13 protein-coding genes are annotated in these 16,782 nt (G+C 62.9%); 6 read left to right on the plus strand and 7 right to left on the minus strand.

Annotation, left to right across the window (positions count from 1 at the left end; genetic code table 11):
- The 3 genes from AS156_RS40165 to AS156_RS00010 form a co-directional block, all read left to right on the plus strand.
- Window positions 1-148, plus strand: a 148-nt coding sequence (locus AS156_RS40165) for a BA14K family protein (protein ID WP_136625941.1), incomplete at its 5' end; no start/stop codon positions are given.
- 356 nt (window positions 149-504) lie between these two features.
- On the plus strand, window positions 505-909 hold the full coding sequence (locus AS156_RS00005; protein ID WP_066498317.1) for a response regulator: 405 nt from the start codon (window positions 505-507) through the stop codon (window positions 907-909).
- 18 nt (window positions 910-927) lie between these two features.
- A complete protein-coding gene (locus AS156_RS00010; RefSeq protein WP_066498323.1) occupies window positions 928-3,165 on the plus strand; it encodes a CHASE3 domain-containing protein in 2,238 nt (745 codons plus the stop codon).
- A 138-nt stretch (window positions 3,166-3,303) separates the two neighbouring features.
- Here AS156_RS00010 and AS156_RS00015 read toward each other — a convergent pair whose 3' ends face one another.
- On the minus strand, window positions 3,304-4,197 hold the full coding sequence (locus AS156_RS00015) for a DMT family transporter (protein WP_066498325.1): 894 nt from the start codon (window positions 4,195-4,197) through the stop codon (window positions 3,304-3,306).
- A gap of 804 nt (window positions 4,198-5,001) precedes the next feature.
- On the opposite strand from AS156_RS00015, the gene AS156_RS00020 reads away from it, so the two are divergent.
- Entirely contained in the window at window positions 5,002-8,775 is a 3,774-nt protein-coding gene (locus tag AS156_RS00020) for a vitamin B12-dependent ribonucleotide reductase (RefSeq protein WP_066498327.1), read from the plus strand.
- Window positions 8,776-8,997: 222 nt separating this feature from the next.
- Window positions 8,998-9,693, plus strand: coding sequence for a hypothetical protein (locus AS156_RS00025; protein WP_066498329.1), 696 nt, complete (start codon window positions 8,998-9,000; stop codon window positions 9,691-9,693).
- Between the two features lie 460 nt (window positions 9,694-10,153).
- Here AS156_RS00025 and AS156_RS00030 read toward each other — a convergent pair whose 3' ends face one another.
- From AS156_RS00030 to AS156_RS00055, 6 genes are all read right to left on the minus strand, one after another.
- The gene (locus AS156_RS00030) at window positions 10,154-10,423 is read right to left on the minus strand and encodes a DUF2312 domain-containing protein (protein ID WP_066498331.1); all 270 of its coding nucleotides are present in this window, start codon (window positions 10,421-10,423) and stop codon (window positions 10,154-10,156) included.
- A 458-nt stretch (window positions 10,424-10,881) separates the two neighbouring features.
- On the minus strand, window positions 10,882-12,006 hold the full coding sequence (locus AS156_RS00035; protein WP_066498332.1) for a metallophosphoesterase: 1,125 nt from the start codon (window positions 12,004-12,006) through the stop codon (window positions 10,882-10,884).
- A 617-nt stretch (window positions 12,007-12,623) separates the two neighbouring features.
- On the minus strand, window positions 12,624-13,331 hold the full coding sequence (locus tag AS156_RS00040) for a L,D-transpeptidase (RefSeq protein ID WP_066498341.1): 708 nt from the start codon (window positions 13,329-13,331) through the stop codon (window positions 12,624-12,626).
- A 307-nt stretch (window positions 13,332-13,638) separates the two neighbouring features.
- Window positions 13,639-14,034 (minus strand): lysozyme inhibitor LprI family protein, encoded by a 396-nt coding sequence (locus tag AS156_RS00045; RefSeq protein WP_066498334.1) that lies wholly within the window; start codon window positions 14,032-14,034, stop codon window positions 13,639-13,641.
- 214 nt (window positions 14,035-14,248) lie between these two features.
- On the minus strand, window positions 14,249-15,460 hold the full coding sequence (locus AS156_RS00050; protein WP_066498337.1) for an ABC transporter substrate-binding protein: 1,212 nt from the start codon (window positions 15,458-15,460) through the stop codon (window positions 14,249-14,251).
- A gap of 144 nt (window positions 15,461-15,604) precedes the next feature.
- Entirely contained in the window at window positions 15,605-16,207 is a 603-nt protein-coding gene (locus AS156_RS00055) for an exopolysaccharide biosynthesis protein (RefSeq protein ID WP_160331035.1), read from the minus strand.
- 74 nt (window positions 16,208-16,281) lie between these two features.
- On the opposite strand from AS156_RS00055, the gene AS156_RS00060 reads away from it, so the two are divergent.
- Entirely contained in the window at window positions 16,282-16,728 is a 447-nt protein-coding gene (locus AS156_RS00060) for a hypothetical protein (protein ID WP_066498339.1), read from the plus strand.
- The last annotated feature ends 54 nt before the right edge of the window (window positions 16,729-16,782 follow it).

Here is a 16,782-nt window from a genome sequence, read left to right on the forward strand (position 1 = left end):
CGACGGCTACGGCTACTACGACGACAGCGCCCCGGTCGCCGTCGCACCGGATGCTGACGCCAGCTACTGCGCACAGCGCTACAGGTCCTACGATCCGGCGTCGGGTACTTATCTCGGCTATGACGGCCGGCGGCATCCCTGCCCGTAAGTGCGGCAGCAGATATCAATCGTCAAAGGGCGGCCCTTGCGCCGCCCTTTATTCATGCGCACAAGCCAATCGCACGGCTGCGAATTCCGCAGCACGGACCATTGTGGACCAAGCCGATCGAAGCGAAGACTGCGAGCCAAGCGGTGAAGTTCGGCGCGCATCCGGAGTTGCGGTCATAGCCCTGCAATCCAGCAGAGGACAAATGCAGGTGATGTGATAGGACCGGTCGGAATTCTGCTTGTCAGTGAACGACATATGCACTCTATGTTACAGACTAACTGTCTCCGTTCCGCCTTAATCGACAAACGGGCCAAGCGCGTCGCTGGCACGCAAAAGCCCCACAGAGAGGATGCATAGTGCCGCGCGTTCTCGTGGTCGACGACGACCCGATGGTATGCGTTGCCATCGAGGTGTGTCTGCAACGCCAGGGCTTCGAGGTCACCGTTGCCGATGGCGGTGATGCCGGCATGCGCGCGCTCGAAAATGCGACCTTCGATGCGATGCTGGTCGACGTCTTCATGCCGCATATGCGCGGCTTCGAGGCGATCCGCATGTTTCACGAGCGCGCCCCTGACGTCCCCATCATCGCGATGTCGGGCTACGCTTTTGCGAATGCCGACCGCGGGCCGGATTTTCTGCGCATGACAATCGAGCTCGGCGCGGCCGCCTGCCTGCGCAAGCCGTTCACGCCTCAGGCGCTGATCGCCGCCGTCAACGAATGTCTTGCCCGATCTGCCCCGTCCGCGCGCCTTTCGAACTAATCATTGTATCAGGCGTCAATGGCTTCCCAGCGTCTCATCCTCGGCAGCGGTCTCGCGATCCTCCTCGCGATCAGCGCGGCGTCGATCGGGCTCGACGTCAAGTCGCACAGCGACGTCGAATCGGTCGAGCGCACGCTCGGCATCCTCAAGCAGATTTCCGACATGCGCCCGCTGCTGCGCGGCGCCGAGAGCGCAGCGCGCGGCTTCGCGCTGACGGGAGATCCCTCGTTCGACGCCGAATATCGCGAGGCCAGCACGGCCCTCACCTCCGCCTTCGACGGCCTGATCGCAACAGTGAAGAGCGACTCCGACGAAGCACGACTGCTGGCGGACGCGAAGACGCAGGTCGATCGCGGCATCGCGCTCGGCGCCGAGCTGATCCGGCTGCGCAGCGCGGGCGACACCGCCGGTGCAGCAGCGCTGACCTCCGGCGGCGAGAGCCGCGTGGTGACGGAGAAGATCGGTACGGCGCTCGAACGGATCGTCGCCGAGGAACGCCGGCTGCTCACGACCCGCAACGAGCGGTCGAAAGCCAACGGACGCCTGCTGCTGGCGATCGATCTCGCCGGTGTCGCGCTGATCCTGGTGCTTGCGACCGTGCTGACGCTGACGACGCGGCGGTCACGCCGGCTACTGCAGGACTCGCTGAGCGCGACCCAGGCCACCAACGTCTCGCTCGAGGCGAAGGTGGCCGAGCGCACCAAGGATCTCGGCGCGGCCCTCGAAGAGGTGCGGCGCTCCACCGCGGTGATGGAAACCACCTTCCGCAGCATGGCCGAGGCGGTTCTGGTGATCGACGCGGCCGGCACCGTGCTGCTTTCCAACCCGGCCGCGGAGAAGATGCTGCGCTACAAGCCCGGCATGACGGTCCAGCTCCTGCGTGCGCAGAGCTCGATCTTCCACGCCGACGACATCACGCCGATGAAGGTCGAGGACATGCCGTCGATCCGGGCGTTGCGCGGCGAGGAGTTCGACGGCCTCGAGTTCATCGCGCGCCCGCTGCACGGCGGCCGTCAGGTCCATCTCGTGGTCTCCGGCCACCCGCTGCGCGACAACAACGGGCAGATCGCCGGCGCGGCGCTGGTCTATCACGACATCACCAACTCGCGCGAAACCGAGCACAAGCTGCAGCAGTCGCAGAAGCTCGACGCCATCGGCAAGCTGACGGGCGGCGTCGCGCACGACTTCAACAACATGCTGACGATCATCACCGGCACCACCGAGACGCTGGTCGAGAGCCTGCGCAGCCAGCCGCAGCTGGCGCGTACGGCCGAGCTGATCGACCGCGCCGCCGAGCGTTGCCGCGAGCTTATCCAGCATCTGCTCGCCTTTGCCCGCCGCCAGCCGCTGGAGCCGCGCACCGTCGACATCAACGCCACCGTGGTCGATATCGCCAAGCTGCTGCGCCCCACGCTCGGCGAGCAGATCGAGATCGACTCGGTGCTCGCGCCCGACGTCGCCAACGTCCACATCGATCCGTCGCAGCTGTCGAACTCGCTGCTCAACATGGCCATCAACGCCCGCGACGCGATGCCCGACGGCGGCAAGCTCCTGTTCGAGACCAGCAACATCGTGCTCGACGAGGCCTATGGTGCGGCCAATCCCGACATCGCGCCCGGCCGCTACGTGATGCTTGCGGTCAGCGACACCGGCACCGGCATGTCGCAGGCGGTGCAGGACAAGGTGTTCGAGCCGTTCTTTACCACCAAGGAGGTCGGCAAGGGCTCGGGCCTCGGCATGAGCATGGTGTACGGCTTCGTCAAGCAGTCCGGCGGCCATATCAAGATCTACAGCGAGCAAGGCCACGGCACCACGATCAAGCTCTATCTGCCGCCGGCCCGCGGCCAGGCCGAGGTTGAGGCGCCCGCCCCGCTGGTGACACACCGCGGCAGCGAGACCATCCTGGTCGTGGAGGACGATGCGCTGGTGCGCAACTACGTCACCGCGCAGCTTGCAAGCCTCGGTTACAAGACAATCGCCGTTCCCGACGGCCGCGCGGCGCTGGCGCTGGTCGACAAGGGCGAGGAGTTCGATCTGCTGTTCACCGACGTCATCATGCCCGGCGGCATGAATGGCCGGCAGCTCGCCGACGCGGTCATGAAGCGGCGGCCCGGCATGAAGGTGCTGTACACGTCGGGCTATACCGAGAATGCGATCGTGCATCATGGCCGCCTCGACGAAGGCGTGCTGCTGCTCGCAAAGCCCTATCGCAAGGCGCAGCTCGCCAGCATGGTGCAGCAGGCGCTCGGCGAGTGATGTGAGCGCCCAGCAACGTCATTGCGAGCGAAGCGAAGCAATCCATTTCGCCGCTCGTGGCGACAATGGATTGCCGCGGCGCTGCGCGCCTCGCAATGACGCGGAGAAGTCCGCAACTACATAACAGGAAGAAGGGGCCTACCGCGTCGCCAGCACCACGCCCATCAGCGTGAAGACCAGCGCCGCGATCTGCGTCGGCCCCAGCGGCTCGTGCAGCGCGACCGCGGACGCCACAACGCCTATCACCGGCACCGCCATGGTGCCGATCGCAGCCACCGAGGCCGGCAGGCGGGCGAGCGCGGCAAACCACGAGACATAGGCGACGCAGAACTGAATGACGGTGGAATAGACCAGCAGCCACCAGCCGAGCGTCGTCAGCTTCTCGAGATGCGTCGTCTCGATCAACAGGCCGACTATCGTGATCGGCAGGCAGCCAAGGCCGATCTGCCAGGCGGCGGCGGGTATAGGCGGCATCAGGATCGGATATTTCTTCGCGAGCACGGTGCCGAGCGCAAAGCCCATGGCGCCGCCGAGCGCCATGACGATGCCGGGCAGTTGCTCCTTGCTCGTGCTGAGGCCATTGCCGCCCATGATCGCGGCCAGCCCGGCGAACGCCATCACCAGCGCGATGGTCCGCAGCAGCGTCGGGCGTTCACCGAGCACGGGCCAGGCGAGCAGCGAGGCCCACACCGGCATGGTGTAGGCGATCAGCGCGGCCTCGCTCGCCGGCAGCCACAACAGCGCGAGCCCCATCAGCACCATCCAGCCGGTGACGTTGAGCAACGCATACAGCGCGAGCCGCGGCCACAGCCGCGCCTCGACGGCCAAGGATTGCCCGCGGATCAGCGCCAGCACCGCGAGCAGCGCGGCGCCGATCACCCCGGTCGTGCCGCGCAGCGTCAGCGGCGGCAGCTCGCCGAGCAGGAACTTGGTCACGGGCCAGTTGAACCCCCAGCCCACCGAAGTGATGGCAAGGAACATCAGGCCGGCGGGCGCAAGGCGCGTCCGCGCGAGGGGCTTCGATTCGGTCATGGGATCCGGCAGGGATGTGAATCAGCGGCACCTTGCCTGCGATTTTGTCGCCCCGCCATCACGCCCCTGACATGCCTGATCCGTACTCTACCCGTAGGCTTACGTGAGTCCCGCAAATTCAATCCGCGGGCGCGAATATATTGTTCGCCTGTGAACAACGGGGCGAAGCCCCGATCCACAGCCCGGCGAGATTTTTTTGGCTTGGGAATCCTTCAGGACTCACCGATAGTTGGCTCGATCACAGGCGCGGCACCGACCCCTGTTATCCCACGCTTTCCACCATATTTAGTGTTTGATTCAGAAACTCGTACTAGTCCTTGACGGGCGTGACGGAGTTGGCCTAGCTTTCATCCTGTTCGGCGCGAGTGTGTTTGGGTCCCCGCCGGTCGCTCCCACAAGGGTTCCAAAATGACCACTCCGCCAAGCCTTCGGGCCGCGGGTGAAGGGCGTGTCTGCCCTGATTTTGGGCCACCTCCGGAGCGCCAGAACGGGCCGAAAACGGCCCGGAAACCAGAGGCCGGAACCGGCCCGCAAGAAGCGTACGCGTGACGTGTCGCGTGGAAAGCGTTGGGGCGTTGAATGCATGTCCGGAAGGCCCGATCTGATCGGGATCCGCCCGGAACGTGCCGCCGCAGGGCCGGTGTCAGCCGGCTGCCTGCGGATGAGAGAACAGGCCGGGTCCACCGGCTGAGCTGCGAATGACGGGAGGCGTGCATGCGTATTCCGGCGTTCGCTCAAGGATAACATTGCCGGCAACCCGCGAGAAACGTGGGGCCAGGCAGAAGAAGAGACGGGGCTCGACCAATGCGAATCGATCGGCGCAACACCACCAGCGGACAATCCCCTTACGCAGGGATCAATTTCAGGCTGACCACATCGGAGATCCGCAATCCCGACGGCTCGACCGTGTTCCGGGCCGAGAACGTCGAGGTGCCGGAGTTCTGGTCCCAGGTCGCCAGCGACGTGCTGGCGCAGAAGTATTTCCGTAAAGCCGGCGTCGCCGCGCGCCTGAAGAAGGTCGAGGAAGAGACCGTGCCGTCGTGGCTGTGGCGCTCGGTGCCCGACACCGAGGCGCTGGCCGCGCTGCCCGAGAAGGAGCGCTTTGTCGGCGAGACCTCGGCCAGGCAGGTGTTCGATCGCCTCGCCGGCTGCTGGACCTATTGGGGCTGGAAGGGCGGCTACTTCTCGTCGGAAGAAGACGCCCTCGCCTTCTTCGACGAGCTCCGCTTCCAGCTCGCCAAGCAGATGGTCGCGCCGAACTCGCCGCAGTGGTTCAACACCGGCCTGCACTGGGCCTATGGCATCGATGGTCCCGGCCAGGGCCACTATTACGTCGACTGGAAGACCGGCAAGCTGACCAAGTCGAAGTCGGCCTATGAGCATCCGCAGCCGCATGCCTGCTTCATCCAGGGCGTCGGCGACGACCTCGTCAACGAGGGCGGCATCATGGACCTCTGGGTGCGCGAGGCGCGCCTGTTCAAGTATGGCTCCGGCACCGGCTCCAACTTCTCGAGCCTGCGCGGCGAAGGCGAAAAGCTTTCCGGCGGCGGCCGCTCGTCGGGCCTGATGAGCTTCCTCAAGATCGGCGACCGCGCAGCCGGCGCGATCAAGTCGGGCGGCACCACCCGCCGCGCCGCCAAGATGGTCGTGGTCGACGTCGATCACCCCGACATCGAGACCTATATCGACTGGAAGGTGAAGGAGGAGCAGAAGGTCGCAGCCCTCGTCACCGGCTCCAAGATCAACCAGAAGCACCTCAAGGCCGTGCTGAAGGCCTGCGTGAACTGCGAGGGTTCGGGCGACGACTGCTTCGATCCCGAGAAGAACCCTGCGCTCCGCCGCGAGATCAAGCTCGCGCGCCGCAACCTGGTGCCCGACAACTACATCAAGCGGGTCATCCAGTTCGCCAAGCAGGGCTACAAGGAGATCCAGTTCGACACCTATGACACCGACTGGGATTCGGAAGCCTATCTCACCGTCTCCGGCCAGAACTCCAACAACTCGGTGTCGCTGAAGGACGACTTCCTGCGCGCGGTGGAAACCGACGGTGACTGGAATCTGGTGGGCCGCACCACGAAGAAGGTGACGAAGACGCTGAAGGCACGCGATCTCTGGGACAAGATCGGCTACGCCGCCTGGGCCAGCGCCGATCCGGGCCTGCACTTCAACACCACGATGAACGACTGGCACACCTGCAAGTCGTCAGGCGACATCCGCGCGTCCAATCCGTGCTCGGAATACATGTTCCTGGACGATACGGCGTGCAACCTCGCCTCCGCCAACCTGCTGACGTTCTACAACGCGACCACCAAGCGGTTCGACGTCGAGTCCTACGAGCACCTCTGCCGGCTCTGGACCATCGTGCTGGAAATCTCCGTCATGATGGCCCAGTTCCCGTCGAAGGCCATCGCGGAACTCTCCTACGAATTCCGCACCCTGGGCCTCGGCTTCGCCAATATCGGCGGCCTCTTGATGACCATGGGCCTGCCCTATGACTCGAAGGAAGGCCGCTCGCTCTGCGGCGCGCTGACCGCCGTGATGACCGGCATCGCCTACAAGACTTCGGCCGAGATGGCGGCCGAGCTCGGCACCTTCCCCGGCTACAAGAAGAACGCCAGCCACATGCTGCGCGTGATCCGCAACCACCGCCGCGCCGCTCACGGCAACGCGTCCGGTTACGAGGCGCTCTCGGTCAACCCGGTGCCGCTCGATCACGCCTCCTGCCCGCAAGGCGACATCGTCACCCATGCGATGCACGCCTGGGACGACGCGCTGGCGCTCGGCGAAGTCAACGGCTATCGCAACGCCCAGACCACCGTGGTCGCGCCGACCGGCACCATCGGCCTCGTGATGGATTGCGACACCACCGGCATCGAGCCTGATTTCGCGCTGGTGAAGTTCAAGAAGCTCGCCGGCGGCGGCTACTTCAAGATCATCAACCAGGCGGTGCCGTCGGCACTGCGCGCGCTCGGCTATCGCGAGAGCGAGATCGCGGAGATCGAGGCCTACGCCGTCGGCCACGGCTCGCTGTCGAATGCACCCGGCATCAACGCCTCGACACTGAAGGCCAAGGGCTTCACCGACGAAGCCATTGCCAAGGTCGAGAAGGCGCTGCCGACCGCGTTCGACATCAAGTTCGCCTTCAACAAGTGGACCTTCGGCGAGGACTTCATCCGCGACCAGCTCGGCATCGGCGCGGAAGCGATCGCGGCCCCCGGCTTCGACCTGCTCCAGGCCGTAGGCTTCACCAAGCGCGAGATCGAGGCCGCCAACGTGCACATCTGCGGCGCGATGACGGTCGAAGGCGCCCCGCACCTGAAGGCCGAGCACTACGCGGTGTTCGACTGCGCCAATCCCTGCGGCAAGATCGGCAAGCGCTACCTCTCGGTGGAGAGCCACATCCGCATGATGGCGGCCTCCCAGCCGTTCATCTCGGGCGCGATCTCGAAGACCATCAACATGCCGAACGACGCCACGGTGGAGGACTGCAAGTCCGCCTACCTGCTGTCCTGGAAGCTCGCGCTGAAGGCCAACGCGCTCTATCGCGACGGCTCCAAGCTCTCGCAGCCCCTGAACTCGCAGCTCATCGCCGACGATGACGAGGAGGACGATGCGGTCGAGGCGCTCTACGAGAAGCCGATGGCCGCGCGTGCCGCCCAGGTCTCGGAGAAGATCGTCGAGAAGCTGGTCGAGCGCATCGTCGTGATGCGCGAGCGCGAGAAGATGCCGGACCGCCGCAAGGGCTACACCCAGAAGGCGGTGGTCGGCGGCCACAAGGTGTATCTGCGCACCGGCGAATATGACGACGGCCGTCTCGGCGAGATCTTCATCGACATGCACAAGGAAGGCGCGGCGCTCCGCTCCTTCATCAACAACTTCGCGATCGCGGTCTCCCTCGGCCTGCAATACGGCGTGCCGCTGGAGGAATATGTCGATGCCTTCACCTTCACCCGCTTCGAGCCGGCCGGCCCCGTGCAGGGCAACGACTCGATCAAGTACGCGACCTCGATCCTCGACTACGTCTTCCGCGAGCTCGCGGTGAGCTACATGGCCCGCTTCGACCTCGCCCATGTCGATCCGAACGAGTCGGGCTTCGACGCACTCGGCAAGGGCGTCGAGGAAGGCAAGGAGCCGGATGAGGCCCCCGCCCAGCAGGCGACCAAGTACCTGTCGAAGGGCCTGACCCGCTCGCGCACCGACAACCTCGTGATCATGCGCGGCGGCACGTCCGCGGTGAGCCAGAACGCCGACAACGCACCGGCCGGCGGCAGCCGCGTCACCGCGATGTCCCCGCACGGCGCCACCGCTCGCGGCGCCTCCGACACCGTCGAAGGCGCGGTCGCCCTGAAGCAGGAGACCAGCCACGACCTCTCGCCGACCGAAAAGCTGCAGGCCATGAACTGGAGCAAGGCCGGCACCGCCGCCGCGGTTGCCCCAAGCAAGGCCGAGCGCCGCGCCGAAGCGAAGGCCAAGGGCTACGAAGGCGAGATGTGCTCCGAGTGCGGCAACTTCACGCTGGTGCGGAACGGGACGTGCATGAAGTGCGATACGTGCGGAAGCACGACGGGATGTTCGTGAGGCGCACCTACGCACGCACGCTCGAATCTGACCAAATCTACAAGAGGCCCGCTACGGCGGGCCTCTCTTCGCTTGAGGCTCGATTAATTGCACTATTGCAATCAATGATTGAAACGATCTAGCTTACTCACGTACTCTAATTATTAAGGTGGGCAATTGTGATCGGTCTGGTTAAGACGCTCGAAAGCGACCGTAGCCTCATTTGCCGGATATGACCACACCATGGCTCGGCGGCGACTGCGAAACCTCATTCTCAAGCAGAACTCTTCGCGGCCCCTTCTGCCGCTCGTGCATACGACGGACGTCTACCGCCTAACGAATGTCCTTGAAGATGGCGTATTGGAGCCACGTGAATGCGATGTGTTCAAAGGTGAGCCGTTACTATATTTCTTCTACGGACGCCCGTCGTACCGCGTCAATGCGAACGAAGGCGCGACTGGGCTAGACCACTACCTTCCCGTCTGCCTCATCTTTCGTAGTTCCGCAGTTACTCCGATCAAGAGAATATTTCCGTTTGACAGCGGCGGATTCCACAAAGAATTCTACGCCGATGCATTCCACAAAGATATGGATCTCGATGACTTCGGCCTTGAGCCAGACATAGACACTCCCGGTCGAGTCATATCGCTTTTTTTCGAATCGGCGGATGCATATTTGAGAGCCCGCTCCGCACCATCGGTCTCCCTCGACCCATCGGAGTTAGAGGCTAAAAGTTACCTAGCTCTCATTAGTCACCGCCTAAGCAACACCATGGACAACCGAGTTTCAGGTATAGAGTTGCAGTTTGAAGGGCCGCTGAAAATCGACGGGGCCGTTAACGCAATTATCCTTCCCGACACGCTCTATAGCAGTCCGCTTATTCAAGCAAAGCTAACTGCGCTCGAAGCGCTACCGTATTGTCACTGGACAACTTTCTAAGGAAAGGAGGGTAGCAATTGCTTTCTCGTCTTCGCCGCGGTCATTGGACCAAGTGATCCCTGCACTCAGGAAAACATCTCTGAAAACCCGCTTCGTTCTAACTAACTTTGCGCTGCCCTCTTCTTACACTGAACGCTATTGGCGCGAAAGAATTGCGGTATTTCACTACTCGCTTTTGGATATCTATTTGAATGGAAGAATGTCTCGGCCGCCGCTCGAACTGCCGGTAGGTTGAACTGGCTAACGGAACGTACAACCATTCGCTCCGTGCTAATCTGTGCAATTCGTATCGCGAACCCAAGTTGTGCGCGCCGTAGCGAGCATTTCGAGTTTGACGGAGGGAGTAGCTACGGGAGTATTCCGCCACTCCCTGCAATCCGGTGGGCGGGTTACGCTTACGCTGCGCTCACCCGCCCTACTCGCCGCCTTTTGATGGAGGCACGCAACGCCTCCGCAGACCTCACGCCGCCTTGGCGGCCTTGTCGTCCGGCGCCGTCTCCATCGCGCGCATGTAGAGATCGAGCAGGGTTTCACGCTCGTCGCGCTCGTCCTGGTCCTGCTTGCGCAGCTTGATGATCTCCTTGAGGATCTTCACGTCGAAGCCTTCGGCCTTCGCCTCCGAGAAAACTTCCTTCTTCTGCTCGCTCAGCTCCTGCATCTCTGCGTCAAGGTTCTCGATCCGCTCGACGAAGGAACGGATTTTTCCGCCGGGAATGGTGATGTCGGACATTGGTGCCTCTTTGCTTGATGAGGTCGTGAAAATGGGAGCAAAGAGATGACCAATGTCTTAACCGTGCGACGTTGCGGCGGCTTGGTCATAGCTTGAACCATGCATTGCTTCACGGCGCCTGTCATCGGGCGCGCATTCGCGCGACCCGTTGGCTCGCAACGAGACGAGGAGCACAGCTCGGACAAATCATGTCGCGAGAACGCAGATGTATGACTCAAGCCGCGCCACACATTCGCTGTCGTCCCTGCGAAAGCAGGGACCCAACCACGAATGATCATTGTTGAGCGATGTTGGAACGACGAGTCCCTTCAACAACATCCGCCGCGGCGTTTGGGTCCCTGCTTTCGCAGGGACGACGCGTGGAGAGAGTCTTGCTCCCGTCCATACCCGGTCATCGCCCGGCTCGCGGGTGATGACACCGACCTCGCAATCGCATCATCGCATGCGAACCGGATCGCTCAGGTATCGTCGGCCGCTCGCAACGTGATCCGCGTCAATTCGGACGGGCGACCGAGCCGCAAGGCAAAACCCGGCCATAGCGCGGTGCCGTTGTTGACGTAGAGCGTCATCCCGTCGACCTCGTAGCGGCCCGAGACGAAGCCGGCGTTGGCGCGCGCGGCCAGGCGGTCGATGCCCAGGATCAAGCCGCCATGGGTGTGTCCGGAGAGTTGCAGCGCGACGCCGAGCCGGGCTGCGTTGCGTGCGTCGCTCGGCTGGTGGTCGAGCAGGATGACGGGCGCGCCTTTGGGGGCGCCGTCGAGGACCGCGGCAAGGTCGCGGATCGAATGCCCCCTGTGGCGCGACGCGCGGTCGGTGATCCCCGCGATCACCAGCCGGCCGCCGCCGCGTTCGAGAACGATGTGCCTGTTCTCGAGCGAGCGCAGGCCTAATGCAGCATAGTGCGCCATCCACACATCGTAGCCGAAGATATATTCGTGATTGCCTGATATCACGTACACGCCATCGGCCGCCATCAGGTCGCGCAACGGCGCGATGTCGTTGCGCCGCGCATCGACCGTGCCGTCGATCAGGTCGCCCGTGATCGCGATCAGGTCCGCGCCGAGCTTGTTCGATCGCTCGACGACGGCGCGGGCCCACGGCGCGGGAAACAGCCGGCTGATGTGAAGATCGGTCAGTTGCAGGATGGTGTAGCCGTCGAACTGTCGCGGAAGTCCGCTTATGCCGACCTCGACATCCCTCAGCGGCGGAATTCGCATCGCCTGATGGACGCCGATCGCGGCAGCTGTGGCCGCCACGCCAGCAAGCGCGTAGCGGACGCCGTCAGGCGCGCCCACGATACCGCCGTGGATCAGCGCGGCGACCAATAGCCCGGCATCGAGCGCCAGTTGCAGCAGGGCCAGCAGGACGATCATACCGAACGCCCAGTTGAAGAGGACGACCACCGGACGCGGAAACTCCGGCGAGAATTCCGAACCCGAAGACAATCGATTCCAGCGGTGGAACTGCAAGGCCACCAGCACGAGCAACGCTGCGACGATCTTTGCCGGGAGCGGCCAGTCGAGCGGCCAGATGAAGCGGGCCAGGATCAGCAGGCTGGTCAGGCCGAATATGAGCTGGGGAATAGGTCTCGCTCCGGATCGGATCGGTTAAGGCTGCGCGGTCGCTCATCGAATGTAGGGTGGATCGGCCGCAAGCGTAAGCAGGCGCAGGGCGAATTGGCCCACCGGGTCCGCGCGCAGCGCGGCCCGATGACAGGCTCCGGCGCAATCCGCCATTCTTCGCGGCCGCGTCGGCGGCGGGTTACGCTTGCTCTAGTCTTACTGCGTCACGAGGCCCTCGAGGTGACAGCCATCCTCGTCATTGCGAGCGAAGCGAAGCAATCCATCGTGCGGCATACGCGGAAGCATGGATTGCTTCGTCGCTTCAGCGCAAAATTGCTTTGCAATTTTGTCGCGAGCTCCTCGCAATGACGGGCCGCGAAGATTCACAGCCTCTCATATGAAGGCTTAGGCACTCGTGACGCAGTAGGACTAGCTCGCCCTGCGAGCTACGCGCAATGACGAGGGTTCGAGCACCATCGCGTAGCGGCGGGCGTCTGCATGATTTCGGAATAATAGAAATGTATCCCCGATTTGCCCGACGCGTCAAGTCGCTTTCGGGAGCGCCGGCGGCCACCTACTTTGCATGGGGTTGTTTTCGATATTTTGGGGCACGGCGATCGGGCGGCCGACGCCGTGGCCTATGCCGGCAGCACGATCACCTTCGTCTTGATCGGCGTCCGCGAATAGAGGTCGATCATGTCCTGACTGAGCAGGCCGGTACAGCCGCTCGTGATGCCGTTGCCGATCGTTTCGGGGTCGCTGGTGCTGTAGATCGTGTAAAGCGTGTACATCCCATATTGATAGAGGTAGAGCACGCGAGCGCCGAGTGGATTGTCGAGACCTCCCGGCATGCCGCGAGCATACTTGCCCGCCTCCGGCTGGCGCGCGATCATCTCCTTGGGTGGCGTCCAGGTCGGCCATTCGGCCTTGCGCCCCACATAGGCCTCCCCGCTCCAGCGGAACCCATCGCGGCCGACATTGGCGCCGTAACGCGTCGCGTTTCCCTCGCCTTCGATGCGGTAAACGTAGTATTTGCCGGGATCGATGATGATCGTGCCGGGCGCCTCATTGCTGTCGTAGCGCACCGTCTTGCGAAAATATTTCGGATTGACCTTGCTGACATCGACCGCAGGGATCGGGAATTTCTCGTCGGGCACGGGCCCGTAGACTTTCTCCGCCTCGGCCAGGCTCATGTAATCGGATGCGCAGCCGGCCAGGCCCAGCGCAGCGAGACCGGCAGCGGAGCCGAACAGAAATGCCCGGCGGTTGAGAAGCCGCGACCGCGGGCCAGGCAAAGCCCCCTCGCCCATCGCGCCGGCCTCGGCAATTCCACGGTCCATGATCATCATTTCGGATTTTCCCCTGTCCCGTCGTACGCCCGGGCAGACTTTGGCATACTGCAGGAAGGAGAAGAAAAAGTTTCTTCGTCATTGTTCGAGCCCCTCCTGAGAACAATACGAGAACCCTCTTCTTGAATGCTGCTGATCTGTTGCTGCAAACTTAAAGCCGTCCCGCGGGCAGTATGTGCGCCTCGACAATATAAAAACAGCAGGGCCGCTCCAACGAGCGGCCTTTGCTTTTCGGCGCAGTTCGATGAGCGTAAGCGACATCAAGTGATGACCATACAAGGTTCACATTTGACGATGGCCTCGTCTACCGCGAAGCGGAGGCGCGCTTTTCAAGAAGCAGCGTGCGGTCGCTGATGTCCTTCAATTCGAACGCCTGGGAGTCGAGGAACGCGACCGACCCGTTGTTGGGGTCCGCCGCGAGGCGATGGGTTTCACCGAGATGATGCCTTAGCCAGGCTCGCTGCTCCGTCTGCAATTGCGCATGCGCTTCACCCTTCGACTTTGCGAGAAGAGCTTGATAGGCGGTGTTCAGCCTCTTGTCCCACTTGTCGATTTCGGTCTTGCCGCAATCGAGCATCTTCGTTGACACCCCCTCTGCCTTGTCCATGCACGCATCAAACTCGGCGCTTTGCTGCGCGCGGGCCGATAAAGTCCCGAGCACCAGCGTCGCTGCAACAATGACAAGCCTTCGCGAAAGCATGACCACGTCCTAATCATCTGCCTGCGTCACCGGACAACCATCGCCGCACAAAAGCGTCCGAAATGAGATCAGGAACGATGCGCTGGTTATCTGCCGGGGTTGATCAGGTGTTTGGCTGCGCCACCCGAATGTCACAACACGGGACGCTTCGCGGGGACGCAGTCGATGACTGCGTCCCCTGGATGCGGACCAGCGCGGCCGTCCTCGCCTGTCCTCACCGCGATGCAGTGCTGATGTTCTCGCCGAAGAACTTCCAGGTGTGGCCGTCGAATTTCGCGAGCTTGAACGTGTCGAAGGTGGAGTAGTTCGTCGGCGACACCGATACCGTGATGCCGGGAAGCAACAGCGGCAGCGATATCTTGGTCAGGTTCGTGGCCTGCTTCAGCAGGTTCTCGCGCGTCAGCACGTCTCCGCAGTTTTTCAGGATGATGGCCGTGAACTGCGCGGACAGATAACCGATCTGGTTGCTGCCATCGATCGGATTGCCTTCGGGATACCACTGCTTCATGAAGGCGAGATAGTCCTGCACGCCTGGGTCGGAATCCCATGCCGGGTCTCCCACCACCTTGGTCGCCAGCGCCGTCATGAGGCCGGTGGATGCTTCCAGTCCGGCAGGCTCGAGCACGCCGCCGATCGAACTGGCGACGGACACGATGAAGTGCGTCGGCTTCCAGCCGAGATCGGCAACCTTGCGGATCGCCTGCGCGCCGAACTTCGGTGTCGTGATCGTCATCAGCACGTCGGCGCCGGCGGCCTTCAGATTGACGATCTGGGAGTCGATGGTGGGATCGGTCACCTCGTAGCTGAGCTCCTTGACGATGAGACCGGCCTTCTCTCCCAGCCCTTCCTTGAAGCCCTTCAGGTAGTCCTTGCCGAAGTCGTCGTTCTGATAGATCACGCCGATCTTCGCGTTGGGCAGCTCCTTGGCGATATACTTGCCATAGATCTTCGCTTCCTGCGCATACGGCGGATAGAACGGCGTGGTCCAGGGGAATTCCTTCGCGTCGTTCCACTTCGAGGCCCCGGTCGAGATCAACAGATGCGGGATCTTCTTGCTGTTCAGATATTTTTGAATCGACGAATTTGTCGGCGTGCCAAGCGAGCCGATATCGGCAAGGATCTCTTCCTGCTCCACGAGCTTGCGCGTCTGCTCCACCGTCTTCGGCGGGCTATAGCCGTCGTCCATGCTCAGGAAGGTGATTTTCCGGCCGTTGATTCCGCCCTTGCTGTTGATCATCTTCCAATAGGCAGCCTCGGCCCTTCCCTGCGTGCCATACGCCGAGGCCGGACCGCTGTAGGGCATGGTCTGCCCGATCTTGATTTCGGTATCGCTGGCGCCGGGATCGTACTTTTTATCGGCGGCTAGAACGGCGGAAGCGGAAACAAGGCTGAGCGCGGCGATGGCCGCAAGCGTGTTGCAACGCATAGTTTCTCCCCATTAGCGTCGCTGTTTGCCGCGACGTCTGGCGAGATAATGATCATGCCCGCGCGAGATGTCGACCCTTAAGTCGAGACATTGATCAGCCGTTGGACCTGCGCTTCGACTTAGACGTGCGCCCGCCGTCCAATCTCACAACCCCATCCAGTTCATCACGGCGCCGAACGATGCCCAGAGCGTCCATCCGAGCCCAAAGAGCGAAATCAGCGCAGCCGCCATCGCAACAGCCAGCAGCAGACCGTCCTCCTGCAGGTAGGCGATCGCGATCAGGACGACCACCATTCCCGGAATGACGTTCACCAGAGGCAGCGGCCAGCCTGCCGAGAACGCCAGGAGAAAGACGACCAATCCGACGAGACGGTCGATCACGTCGCGACGCGCGTCCCAGCGCGGCCGGCTGAAGCGCTCGATCGCCTGGAGCATTGGGCGGACAAGGACGGTGAACCGCTTGAAGCGCTTGAAGTCGAACTGCCGCTTCGACACGAAGCGCGGAAACGATGGCGCGCTGTGGCCAAGTATCATCTCGACCGCCGGAAACAACAGCGCCAGCGTCGCAATCGTCGCGACGCCGGGAATGATCACCAGCAGCCCCAGGAGCAGCAGGAGAAGGCCAAACGACCGCTTGTCGAGGTAGCTGAGGAGCCATTCGAGGTCGACGGGGCCGTCCGGTGCTTGAGCGACGAGTTCCTCAAGAAGTTGGGACGTGTGCGTGGGCGCCGCTGGGGCTCCGGACAAAAGGGACATGCCTGCCAAAGTGGTCAGACTCGGCGGCGATTGCAACAGCTGGCAAGGCCGACTAGGAAGTGCGAATGAGCAACGATTCCGACCAAACGTGGCACCGCGAAGCGCCGTCAGGCCCTCTCCCCCGAGATCGCCGTCGCTGGCCGTGGTTCCTCTTGATCGTCATCCTCGCAATTGCAGGCGCGGGCGGCGTTTTTGCATGGCCCCAAATCGCGCAGTTGGTCCCGTCCTTGGGTCGGGAAGCGCCTGGCGGGGAACTACCTCCAGACGACAAGGAGACCCTGCCCGACCTCCTCGCAGCCCAACAGAAGGCCGAGGAAGACCTCGCCGCCCTCCGCCAGGCGATCGCGGACCAGCAGGAGCAGTTGAAGTCTGTCGTCGACCAACTGACGGCCCTGACTTCGAAGCTCGATGCCCTGCAGCGCCCCGCTCCGGTACCGCCGGTTGCCGCCGAGCCGCCGCGCGCGCCGATCGCACAGGCGGCCCCTAGCATTACAGTTGTCTTTTTGCTTTGAGGTGCGCCCGTTGAGCTGCCGCCTGGTGGGCTCTGCGCCAGAAGGACCAGGCGA

It is taken from the genome of Bradyrhizobium macuxiense, from assembly GCF_001542415.1.
Lineage (GTDB): Bacteria > Pseudomonadota > Alphaproteobacteria > Rhizobiales > Xanthobacteraceae > Bradyrhizobium > Bradyrhizobium macuxiense.